Raw genomic sequence first — 11,478 nt, 5'->3', positions numbered from 1 at the left:
GTTCGACCGATCACGGCGCGGGGACGTCGAGTTGGGGAAGCTTGCACCAGAGGATGTAGTCCGTGTCCACGACGGTTCCGCCGAGCGCGGCGACCAGGAGCGCGATCTGACCGCGATGGTACCAGGCGTGCCCGAAGGTCTGTGTCAGCATGCCCTCGACGTTCCACCGGTACCGGTGCCCGTCGGCAGCAGTCCACTCCAGTTCGCGGGCCAGTTCCTGCTCGTCCAGCCGCGCCAAGTACGTGACCCACGCCGCCTCAATGTCCGCGACCAGTGCGGACAGGTCCGCCGGTGCGGTCCCGGCCGGGAACAGGGCCGGAGACGAAGGCCACCCGCCCAACCGGTGCAACCACCGCTGGCGCGCGGAGACGAGGTGCGCCATCTTGTCGAGCGCCTTCTGGAACTCGGCCGCGCCGCGGCGCTCGACCGGCACCGATCCGAGCATCGCCAGCGACTTCGCGTTGCAGTCCCGCTCGTACTCGTACCACGTGCGGAACCGGTCTGCCAGTGACGTCATTGGCTCTCCTGTGATTGCCCCTGCTTGCTCCCAGGGTGCGCGTCTGCGCCGCGACCCTGGGCTGAGGAATCTAACCCCTTCGGGGTAGGCCCACCGCACGGGTGTGGCGCCAACCGCATGTGGAAACATTCGCTCGCAAGGGCGGCGGGCAGAACTTCGTCCGATCCTGGCGCCTGAACAATCAATGATTGTACCCCGAAGGGGTCAAATTGCTCAGCCCAGGGTCGCGGCGCAGACGCGCACCCTGGGAGCAAACAGGCGCACCCTGCGAACAATCCGCGATCGCCCCTGGGATCAAGCAGAGACCAAAACGCAAGCGGCCCGATCCCATTCGGGACCGGGCCGCAGGAGAGGCAGAAATTTGGTGATTCATGCCATACGGTTTGCAGCAACCCACAGCATGTAAGCAACCCGATCATTCAGTTTTTCACGCTTGCGGCGGTGCAGGTACACGTCGCGATAGGTGTAATACAGGCCCGCAATGGTGAGGCAGGCAAGGTTGCATGCGAGCAACTGGAACACGAGCTTTACTCCACATTCGGCGTGAAGGCGACTTGTCGGGCGAGGTTCACGGGCTAGCTACCGGGAATACCCGAACCGTAGATCATGCGTTCGGGCGGTCAACCGAACGTGACGGAAAATGGCGCGGGTCAATTTACCCAATGTGACGGCTTTTTCGGCACTTTTATCGCGTCCGCTGAATGCGGCAAAAGACGTGAACGAGAAGTTGACAGACCAATTATTGCGCGCTGTTGGCGGTGACGAGTTCCCCGCGCAGCCCTGTTAGCCCCTCGCTCCCGAGGCGGATCAGGGTGCCGTCCACTTCGACCTCAAAGAGGTCGTCGAGTTCCTGGTACGCGAGAACGTGGACCCGGGCGCCGGGCGTCAGTCCCTGCGTGCGCCAGTGCCGGAGCCGGTCCGGGTTGTCGTCCTGTGCCTCGCGCACAACAACCACATCACCGGCCCGAAATTCAGAAAGCCGCTTGAGACTTCGCACTTTCAGTTCGCCCGTGCGGGACGGGATCGGGTGGCCGTGCGGGTCTTCGTGCGGTTCGCCCAAGTAGTCGGCGAGAGCCTGTTCGAGGCGCGGAGAAATCGCGTGTTCGAGCGCCTCGGCTTCCGCGTCGACCTCGCTCCAATCGAGCTTCAGGACTTGCGTGAGAAACAGTTCCACGAGCCGGTGTCGGCGAATGACTCGAAGTGCTTCGGAAAGGCCCGCGGGCGAAAGTTTCGCCCCGGTGCCCGACGTGTATTCGATCCACCCCGCGTCCGCGAGCCGCTTCAGCATTCCCGTGACCGACGGAGCCTTCACACCCAGCGCGCTGGCAATCTTGCCGGACGCGACGCCCTCATCCGCGCCGCCGAGCCGGTGAATCGCCTTCAGGTAGTCTTGAACGGCCTGCGTCGGCTGATCGGGCATGCCGAAACTCCTACGTTCGCCCACATCATCTTAACGAACCCGAGCACGCGAGCGCCGTGAGGAGTTCAAGAAACCGGGGAACCAACCGTTGACCCCGTTGCTTAATCGTGCATTTTGAGGCGAACGGGGATGTTACGAATCCGACACGTTATTTGACAGGATTCACAGGATCGACGGGATTAAAAACGCGCGATGGGGCGACTCTGTTCGGCCGATGCTGGGAATTCGTCTCTTGATCCGGTTGATCCTGTGAATCCTGTCAAAACTCTTCTTCCCTCGGCTCGGCCCCAATCAGCCGACACCTACGCGGCGCGCCGAGTTTGCCCCCCCTGCGACGCGCCCAACAAGAAGGCCGCAGCGCGGTCGCACGCACCGGGCACCGCTGCACGCGACCGCAGTTCCACGAGCCGATCGACAACAGCCGCCCGGCGCGACGGGTCGTTCAGCCAGCCGAGAATGTGTTCCGCGATCTCAGACGACTTGTCGCGCGAGGTCGCGAATTCCGGGAACAGCTCTTCGTTCAACAGCAGGTTCACCAGCGACATGTACCGCGCTTTGATGATCTGGTACAGCACCCACGACGCGACCGGCCCGACGCGGTACACCACGACCGTCGGCTTCGCCCGGTACATCAGCTCCAAACTCACGGAACCGGACACCGCGATACAGGCCTCGGCCAGTTCGATGATCTCCGGCGTGCGCCCGACGCAGACCTCGACCGGCAGTCCCGGCGGGAGGATCGCGCGAACAGCGTCGGCCTGGCGCGAATTGAAGGCCGCGACCAGGAACCGGGCGTCGGGTCGGGCCGCGTGGACCTTCTGAGCCGCGGCGAGCATCATTGCGGCATTCACCGCGACCTCACTGTTGCGAGACCCGGGAAGGATCGCGACGCGCACGCCGGGCCGGGCTCGCTCCTGAGCCATGAAACCGGGATCGAGTTGCTGCTGCGCGAGTTCGTCGAAATACGGGTGCCCAATGTAGTGCGTTTTGACGCCGCGTGCGCGGTACCAGTCGTCCTCGAACGGGAGCGCGGTTAACACGCCGGTGAAGCACTTCCGCACGGTCCGCACGCGGCCCTGGCGCCACGCCCAGATTTGCGGCGGAACGAAGAAATAGGTCGGCACGCCGAAGTCGCGAATGCGCTTGGCCAGCGCCAGGTGGAATCCGGGGTAATCGATCATCACCACCGCGTCGGGCTTCTGCGTGCGGATGTGGCGGATGCCCAGATCGCCGATGTGAAAGAACGTGGGCAACTCGCGCACGACGTTCTTGATGCCCATCACCGCGAAGTTCGCGAGCGGGTAGAGGAGTTGCGCGCCCGCGGCGCGGATTCGCTCTCCACCGAATGCGGTGATTTGTGCGTCGGGTTGTGCGGCACGAATGGAGCGGATGAGATTGGAGCCGTGCAGATCGCCGCTCGGCTCCCCGGCACTGAGAAACAGCTTCATCGTGGCGTCCCTGCCATCGTTGAGTGTGTGAAATGCCGTTGATTGACGGAACGGAGCAATGGATACCCGTTCCGTGCGTCCCGTGCAAACCGTCTCGTGTAAGCCAGCGAGACGTATCGTGCCCCGGACGCACTCCGTGCGCGGAGCGGGCCGAAGTTTCCAGGAGCGGGAGGCGCGACCGCCCTTACGACCTCGGCTCGTGACCGGGAACCGGACTAGCCTTTCGCCGGCGGCGCGCCCGCAGTCGCTCCCATTGGCTCGGGAACGGCAGTCACCCCGGACCCGCGCCCGGGAAGATCGGTCGTCTCGGCGACGCGACGGTAACCGAGCGAGCGGAGAACTTCCAACACCTCGCTCCACGTCGGGAACGGGCGCCGGTTCTCGCGCTTGTAGCGGTCCATCGCCTTCATGAACTCGGTTTCATCGTCCGAGTAGTCGCGCTCGCACGTCGTCGGGTCAATGAGCCGACGACGTTCGCTGCTCTTGCGTTTCGCAGCGGCGTTCTCCGCGCGGCGTCGGTCCGTCGCAACCGGGATGTTGCGCTTACGACGATCGGCGGGAAAACCGGTGCTGCCGGATTTGGGTTCGGCAGCGGGGCCAGCTTCGGGCGCCACGGTGGGTTGCGTGGCGTTTGTTGGGTTCGACATTAGCGGTGCCTCACAGCCGAAAAAAACGGGGGGAAGGCTGGAGCCAGGCATCCGCGGCCAACCTTGGCCGATCGCACGTCCTGCGCGATCCTAGAGGATGAACGGGTGTTTCTAAGAGTACCCGACTAACGGGATGTGTCAACCAGAATTCACGTCGCGGCCCAATTCTGGGGAGAATTATTGCAGCAATGCGTTCGGCTTTCCGAAATGCGCGAATTTGGAGAATTTGTGCGGCCTATTTCCTTCGCAAAATCGCAGCACACTGTTGCCCACTGTGAAGCGTCGGATCGATCGCATTTCATTTGACAACGAACGTGTCAATGCGCACACTATTGATAGTTCGCGCGGTGGCGGAGCCACCATCAACGGACCAGGAAAAATGACTGAGCGAAGCGATAGAGGTGAACCCTGCCCGCAAGGGCAGCGGGTAAGTCGCTTGCTGTAGACTTAAAGACCGGCCGTCCTTGCGAGCGGGGTTCGCCAAGCGGGTAACAGATTGCTAACGCGCGTTCAAAACACAAACCCTATCAACCAAGTCACTTGCGACGAATACCCCGGTAAAGCCTGGGGCCAAAACGTTAGCAAATGTTAGCAATTTGCCCACCCCAACCGGGTCGCCGAAGCGAGGACCGAATGGGGTGGGCAGTGAGTCGCATCAGAATCCCTGCGTACTTGTCAGAACGAGTAGTTGAAGAACGACATCGCTTCAACACCCCACGGACGCGGACCGACAACGGGTACCCCCACCGAGGCACTGAACGACGCCCGGTTGAACCGGAACCGCATACCGCTGGTGACGTTGACCTGATCCTGCAGGTACACGAGGCCGTCCGGGTTCCGCTGCGTCAGTGGCGTGCGCACGTGAACTTCCACCACCGGGGCTACGCTCGTCAGCCAGGCCGCGTTGTTCGTGGTGCGGTAGAGGTAGTAGCCGACGCCGACGCTGTTGTTCCACAAGGTCGGGTCGCTGCTGCTCGTCGGGACGATGAGGCTCGTGATCCCCTGAACGAACGCGCGATCGAAGGTCCGCACGAACCCGCCCCACGGCTGGAACAGCACCGAGTGCGGCGCCTTCGTGCCGTCGAGGAGGATCGCGTCGCCGCTCCCGGTCGGCACCGTCAGGATGAGACCGCCGGAGATCAGGTCACCGGTTTCGCGGTTGTTGTAAAAGGCGTATTTGAAGAGCAGCGACAGGTCGCCGACGTTCTGCGTACCGCCCACGCCGGTCGGCCCGTACTGCTGCACGAACGGCATGCGCATCCCGAACGACGCATCGCCACCGAGGAACGTCTTCTCGAAGCCGACCGTCTCGCGCTGGAGATCGGTTTGCCCCAAACCCGGGTTCAGCGAGCCGCCGATGTTGTCGTAAAAGTTGTACCCGCCGTAAATTCGGTCTTGCGGGCGCGGGTTGTCGTTGTCGGAGATCAGCACGCCGCTGTACCGACCCGCGAGCGTCTGCCGGATGATCCGCTGTTGCGCCACGAGCGTGTTCACCGTGATCGGGTCGTTCACGATGATGGGGTTGTTCGTGGTGGTGATCGTGGTCGTGACGATCGGGCGCCCGAGTTGGTCCGTTCCGGTCGTCTGCGTGGTGGTCGTGGTGACCGGCGTGTACCCGGCGACGCGCTGCGTGAACCCGACCACTTGCGGCACAACGGTGTACCCGATCATGATGCGTCGCCTGTAGAACACACCACCGAAGTCACCGTCGAAGTTCTCGTTGAACGTGCGCGGCGCCAGCCCCCCGGCTTCCGTGGCCTGTGCGAACGGCTCGATCAACCGGCGCTCGATCGGATTGGGAGCCGGGGCTTCGGGCGGCATGAGGGGGTCGGTGCCCGGCGGCGCGATCGGCGGGTCCATGCGCGGCACGTTCGGGTCGACGGGCATACCCGGCACACTTGGAACGCCCGGCGTGTAGGGGCCGACGCTGTAGGGTGGGCACGGTACAACGGGCGGGCGCGAGTAACGCGACCCGCCGCCGAAAGCAAAGGTCGACGGGACGTAACGGTCTTGCGCGCGGGCGGCCGTACCCGTGAGCAACAGGCCGACGAGGGCGGGGGCAAGCAGCCGGCGCATGGGACGCTCCGTGTCCGCGAGGGAAGAGTGTAACGCCCTCACTTATCGGCGCGACCCACACTTTCAGTTCAATCGTTCCTTCGCACGTTCTCAGATTTCCCGGAACTACTCATTTGCTCGTTATCTCGATTGGAACCACTTTCCGCACCACCGCGTTCGGGTCGAACGCCTCTTTTGCCGTGGGATTCATGAAGAAGCGCCAGACGTGTTTGTCGGTGTGTCGGCTCTGCAAGATGGTGAGCGCCGGGAGTTCGTTTTCGGACGCGAACAGTACGAAGTGCTCGGTCGCGGTATCGCCACCGGTGGTGATGCTGGAAATGACGAATCCCTTCCCGTTCGGCGAGAGTAACCGCTCGGTGTTCTCCTTGAGAAAGTCTCCGCCCTGCACCGGTTGCATCCGAACTTCGCCGTCCGCCTGGATCATGAGTAGGGTGAAGCGAACGGCGCGATCACAGGACACCCGCAACTGGAACGACTCGCCTTCCTTGACCCTGGTGACCGTTTTGCCGTCTACAACGAGTTCGGCCTTGAGCACGAACGGAGGTTTGGCCGGCGCCACGTCGCCCGTGTACCACGCGGAAAGTGGGGGAATCGGCGCGCGCCCCTCGATCGCTTCGGGCACGCGAACGGATCGCGCGCGGGCGAACGGTTTCGCGGCCGGCCCGACCGACTCTTCGGCCTTTTGAGCCAGCCCCCGCTCGAGCGCGCCAAGTGCCTTGAGATCCACCGCCAGCGGCGTGAGTTCTCGGCTGCGCCCCAGCGCCCGCGAAAGAAGGTTCCCGTCCACGAGTGCTCCGGCAAGCCAATCAGCGCGGATGAACGGGATCGGCCGGATCTGGCTCCCACGTGCGAGCAGTTTAGTGAGGCGTGTGGCCAACGGATCATTGGCGGCCAATTCCCGCGCGTGCGGGTACTCCAGAAGGATCAGGTCAAAGAGCTGAAACCGAACCACACCTCCAATTGTTCGGCCCTCCATCTTGTTGAACAGGTCGTTGGTGTGCCAACCGAGCTTCCGGATGTCGATGCGGAAGGTAGTCGCGGTGGCGTCGATCGGTTCCAGGCTCGCCGGGTTCCCGGTCGCCAGCGCCAGCGCGTCGCGTAGCTGTTGCTCTGCAACGATCAAGCTCGGTAACGGCTCTTTGTCTTTGATGAGGTGCGCGAACGAAACGTAGCGGAGGTACTCGCCCGGTTCGCCGGTTTTCGCATCCGCACTCGCGCTCGCGAAATCGTTGGCAATCGTCGTAAGTGTGGTGTTCTCATCGAACGCGATTGGGTACGCGGGCGCCTTCGCGCGCACCCACTTTTCGAGGATCTCGATCTCGTCCGCGTTCGGTCCCGGCCGGTTCGCGGGCGGCATTGAACCGTCCTTGACGAGATCGAGAATCAGCGAGCGACCACCCGTAGTAGTAGCAAACGGGATCGGGGAGGTTTCCGAGGGCGTCTTCGAGAGCAGCTCCGAGGGCTCCTTCGAGACCACCTTTTTGTGATCCATCAACTTCAGTTTACTCGTGCCCGGTTCGAGGCTCCCGGTGTGGCACTCGGCACAGTACCGTTTCAGGATGTCGCGTGCCCGAATCGCAAGATCGCCGTTCACACGATGTTCCGGCGTCGCCCCGAAGACGCACGTGGGCGACAGGAACAGAACAAGCGTGGCGACGACACGAGACATAAACACGATCTCCACACACGGTCTTGGTCCCGGGGTTGAAACCCCGGGCTATTTCCGGTGGCCCCGTTGGGGCCGCAAATGCAACCCGTGAAACCACTCCCTCGTGACGGACCCCGAAGGGGTCACCGGGAATAGCCCGGGGTTTCAACCCCGGGTGTCTTTTGTGCCACACATCACCGTTTCAACAGCGGCGTCTTCGACAACTGGTGCGGGAAGCACACCGGTGATTGCGGTTCCTTTAGCCCGGCGCCCTTCAAGAGGCTCGGCAGTTTCGACACAACATAACCGTACAGTTCATCCGGCGAGAGCGCCCCGTCGGTATCGTAGTCCGCTTTACGATACCCCTTTTTCGTATCGAGCGCGTCGAGCAGCGCGAACGTGAACAGGCCGTGACCGTACTTCGGGTGCTCATAAGACTGCTCGCCCCAATCACACGCGGCGATAATCATCGGTCCCTGTCCGTTCGGAACGCACCGGCGGAGCACGTTCGCCGTGGTTGTCCGCCCCGAGTGACAGGCATCGAGGAGTACGATCTTCCGGCAATTGATCTTCGCGAGCGCGGCGAATAGTTCTTCCGCCGAGTACGCGGTCGCGCGGGGCTTCAGGGGCGAGTAGTTCGGGCAGCAGAACAGGAACTCCCCTTCCCCCACGAGCACTCCCCTTCCCTCTTTCGGGAGCGCGCCGTCCTTCGGCATGAGCAGGTCGCCGTGGCCCGCGAAGAACACGACGAGCGTATCGTCCGGCTTCGCGGTGGCGGCGATCCGCGCGAGTTCTTCGGCGAAAGTCTTGCGTTCCGGATCGAGTTGCAGGTCGACTTTCGCTTTCGCGTACAGGAGCTTCGGCCCGGCGTATTTCTCCAACTCAGTGCCGAGTGCGTTCGCGTCGTCGTGTGCGTTCTGGAGATCACCGAACTTCCGCGCGCCGGCCACGTTCTTCCGCGTGTCGGAGTAGTCGTTGACGGCAGTAAGCAGCGCGAGCAGGTTCGCGTCCGTTCCCTCTCGCGCGTTCCGCACGAGGTGCATTTCCTCGGCACGCCCGCCGGCCGCGTTGAACGCGAGCACCGTGACCTGGTTATCCCCCGCGCGGAACTTGTTTGCGGGGATCGTGAACGGCTCGTCGAACGGCTTCTTGGAATCGAGCGTCTTCCCAGGGAGCGGCCACTTCTCCACCAAGTGGTCGTTCACCCAGAGTTCAACGCGCTCGGGCAGCAGGTCCGGATTTGTCCCACGAGCGCGCATCGAGATCGTGAGCGGTAAGCCCGCTTCTTTGACATCGAGTTGTTTGAGCGCGACCCGCACGGGCGCCGGTTCGTACTTCGTGAACGGCACGAGCGCTGGGTTGTCGCCACTCAACGCCACGAGCGCGGCTCCGACATCACCCGTGACGGCGAGCTTTTCGACGACGTCGGGCAGGTGGAACAGCTTCTCGAACTGCTGGAGCTGGTAGAACTCCGGGCGCCCGCTCGGTTCGGGGTGGTTGACGTGCCAGCCGACGAGTCGGTCGCCGTTGGCAGTTTTCGTGTGGTAGTACGAGCCGTGCCACATCCACACGACCCAGTCGTTCATCCGGTTTTGGGAATCGAACGCGGGGAACCACTTCCACAACGGGCGCTGGCGCACGGTGGTGAGCGTATCCCGGCGCGGGGTGTTCTCTTTGGCGGCGATTCCGAAGAACAGTTCGATGCCCGGGCGCGGCGTCTTGAGCGCCTCCAGCGCAGCGGCCACTGTTCCGACCTTCGCCCCGCTTCGCCGATCGAACACGACATCTTTATTCACGGCGAGCAGGTCGAGAACGTCGCCGACGCGGAGGCCCGCCTCCCACGCGGGCGAACCCGCGTCGACGAGGGCGACGCGCACGCCGTCCTCGTCGAACTTCGCCCCGAGGCCCGGTTCTCCCTTCCAGTCCTTCAGCGCCCACGCCGCAACCGTCTGGTCCGTTCCACCGGTGGCGAACCACGTCTGGTCTTTCGATGCCACAACCGACGTGACCTCGCCCGCGTGCCCGGTGAAGATCCTGGTACCCGGAAGTTCGCCGTTTTTCGCGCGACTCGGAACCAACTCGAACAGCGTGCAGCCGTAATAGTGCCCGACGATCACGCGCGTCGGGTGCTCGTTCGACGCGGGAAGGAACGTGAAACACGTCGGCGCCTGATCGCCGCCTCGATTCAGAAGGAGTTGCAGGCTCTCTTTCTTGCCGTCTCGCGTGCGTTCTGCGAACCAGATGAACCGGTTCTCCCGGTGCGGTACGACGGTCCAGCCATCGGCCTCCGCACGCGGATTCATCCAGGCTTGGTTCTCGTCGAGCGTAGGCTTGAGGCGCGAGAGATCGAACCGCGTCCATGCGCCGGTTCCGCGGGCGTTCGGGTTGAGAGACTTTGCGTCGCGTTCGACCTGCACGCCGACGACCTTCCCATTTTCGGACACGTTGACGGCCCACGGTCGGCGCCCGGCCCCGCGAACCACGCTTGGTGGCTTGTCCCAATCGGCGAGTTTCCGCAGCGTGACCTCATCGGCTTCACCGCCGGCAATTGCGAGTTGTGGTTCGGTCGGGTGGAACGCGAGACCTTCGGCCCGGCCCGTGTGCTGGAACTTGCGGGGTTGCAGGTCCGGCTCCGCGATCGGGTCCGCGTAGATCCAGATCTGATCGTTCCCTTCGGAGTAGAACCGCGTGCTGTCCTTCTTGGGGAGTGCAGCACCGACCCCGATCGCGAGCTGTCGCGACTTCGCATTCCACGCCACGCTTCGCGGGAACTGGTCGACACCGAGCGGCAGCTTGATCGTTTTCTTACCGTCCACGCTGCACAGCAGAACCTTCTCATCGACGCTCGCAATCAGCAGCCATTTCCCGTCGTCGATGAGTTCCGCACGGTAAACGCGGGCGTCGTCCCGTTCCGCCGCGTTCACGTTGAAGAGTTCTTTTCCCAGCGGCGGTTGCTTGGGGGTGTCCTTGCCCGCATTCGCTAGCGGGCACGAATATACTTGCCCGCTCTGGGCGACCGAAACAAACGTATCGTTGTCGGGAAAGTAGATGAGCCGCGGAAGGTTGAATCCCCCGGTCGCGGCGCGATCTTTCGGCGGTTCGTGCTTACCCACTCGCGCGGGCGGCGCAGTGCTGCGGCCATCCAGGTCCGGCTTCTTCAATCGTGCGGTGTCCCAGATCCACAAGCTGCCGTCGGCGGTACCGAACCCGACGCGATTCCCGTCCGGGTGGAACGCGACCGCGGTGACCACGTTGAAGTTCGCGTCTCCCTCGCGCGACAGCGGCCATGTGATGGCGAGCGTGTCCCCGGTCGCACGATCCAGTACCGCGACCGTACTCGGCTTCATGCCGTACCCGCCGACCACGACCTTCGCGCCGTCGGGCGTTGCATCAGCCGCTTTGATCCCACCGCGCTGTTCACGCCACGCGCGCCACCGCAGGGTCGATACCTTGGCCCGGTCCGTTTCGAGACCGTCCTTGACCGTGTGTGGCCACATGCGCACAACTTTGTCGTCGCCGGCCGCGAACAGGTACTTCCCGTCCCGTGTGAACCGCAACACGTCGCACGGCCCGACGCGCCCGCCGGCCTCGACGACGATTTCCGGCTCCTCCCGCGCGCGCCGGTCGAACTGCTGCGCCGCGGCCGGTTCAACGAAAAATGTTGCAGCGGCGATGACGAAGTAGATCGAATTCGCGGTCATGGAGGTTCGTGGGTTGCGTGC

General features: G+C 63.5%; 8 protein-coding genes. All 8 read right to left on the bottom strand.

The genetic code is table 11. The annotated features are described in order from the left end of the window. Window positions 1-10: 10 nt before the first annotated feature. The 8 genes from VT84_RS10235 to VT84_RS10205 all read right to left on the bottom strand — a co-directional run bounded on the left by VT84_RS10235 (window position 11) and on the right by VT84_RS10205 (window position 11,457). Window positions 11-517, bottom strand: coding sequence for a DinB family protein (locus tag VT84_RS10235; protein ID WP_162271658.1), 507 nt, complete (start codon window positions 515-517; stop codon window positions 11-13). Between the two features lie 369 nt (window positions 518-886). Beyond that, window positions 887-1,039, bottom strand: a complete 153-nt coding sequence (locus VT84_RS38350; RefSeq protein WP_157469391.1) for a hypothetical protein — start codon at window positions 1,037-1,039, stop codon at window positions 887-889. Window positions 1,040-1,256: 217 nt separating this feature from the next. Continuing rightward, window positions 1,257-1,937, bottom strand: a complete 681-nt coding sequence (locus VT84_RS10230; RefSeq protein WP_052559879.1) for a metal-dependent transcriptional regulator — start codon at window positions 1,935-1,937, stop codon at window positions 1,257-1,259. Between the two features lie 302 nt (window positions 1,938-2,239). Beyond that, the gene (gene lpxB / locus VT84_RS10225) at window positions 2,240-3,385 is read right to left on the bottom strand and encodes a lipid-A-disaccharide synthase (protein WP_082839459.1); all 1,146 of its coding nucleotides are present in this window, start codon (window positions 3,383-3,385) and stop codon (window positions 2,240-2,242) included. A gap of 215 nt (window positions 3,386-3,600) precedes the next feature. Beyond that, window positions 3,601-4,032 carry a hypothetical protein gene (locus VT84_RS10220; protein ID WP_052559881.1) on the bottom strand — a complete coding sequence of 144 codons (432 nt, stop codon included), beginning with the start codon at window positions 4,030-4,032 and terminating at the stop codon, window positions 3,601-3,603. A 675-nt stretch (window positions 4,033-4,707) separates the two neighbouring features. After that, the gene (locus VT84_RS10215) at window positions 4,708-6,108 is read right to left on the bottom strand and encodes a hypothetical protein (RefSeq protein WP_082839458.1); all 1,401 of its coding nucleotides are present in this window, start codon (window positions 6,106-6,108) and stop codon (window positions 4,708-4,710) included. A 109-nt stretch (window positions 6,109-6,217) separates the two neighbouring features. Beyond that, complete coding sequence (locus VT84_RS10210) at window positions 6,218-7,777, bottom strand: hypothetical protein (protein ID WP_157469389.1); 1,560 nt, start codon at window positions 7,775-7,777, stop codon at window positions 6,218-6,220. Between the two features lie 173 nt (window positions 7,778-7,950). Further along, window positions 7,951-11,457: a caspase family protein gene (locus VT84_RS10205; RefSeq protein WP_157469387.1), complete on the bottom strand. Its 3,507-nt coding sequence runs from the start codon at window positions 11,455-11,457 to the stop codon at window positions 7,951-7,953. Window positions 11,458-11,478 lie beyond the last annotated feature (21 nt).

This window comes from Gemmata sp. SH-PL17, from assembly GCF_001610855.1.
Lineage (GTDB): Bacteria > Planctomycetota > Planctomycetia > Gemmatales > Gemmataceae > Gemmata > Gemmata massiliana.
This window is presented reverse-complemented; position numbering and strand designations above follow the sequence as displayed.

Excerpts from the sequence above, each read along its gene's own strand:
- VT84_RS10235 (WP_162271658.1), bottom strand. The coding sequence starts at position 517 with ATGACGTCACTGGCAGACCGGTTCCGCACGTGGTACGAGTACGAGCGG.
- VT84_RS10230 (WP_052559879.1), bottom strand. The coding sequence starts at position 1,937 with ATGCCCGATCAGCCGACGCAGGCCGTTCAAGACTACCTGAAGGCGATT.
- lpxB (WP_082839459.1), bottom strand. The coding sequence starts at position 3,385 with ATGAAGCTGTTTCTCAGTGCCGGGGAGCCGAGCGGCGATCTGCACGGC.
- VT84_RS10220 (WP_052559881.1), bottom strand. The coding sequence starts at position 4,032 with ATGTCGAACCCAACAAACGCCACGCAACCCACCGTGGCGCCCGAAGCT.
- VT84_RS10215 (WP_082839458.1), bottom strand. The coding sequence starts at position 6,108 with ATGCGCCGGCTGCTTGCCCCCGCCCTCGTCGGCCTGTTGCTCACGGGT.
- VT84_RS10210 (WP_157469389.1), bottom strand. The coding sequence starts at position 7,777 with ATGTCTCGTGTCGTCGCCACGCTTGTTCTGTTCCTGTCGCCCACGTGC.
- VT84_RS10205 (WP_157469387.1), bottom strand. The coding sequence starts at position 11,457 with ATGACCGCGAATTCGATCTACTTCGTCATCGCCGCTGCAACATTTTTC.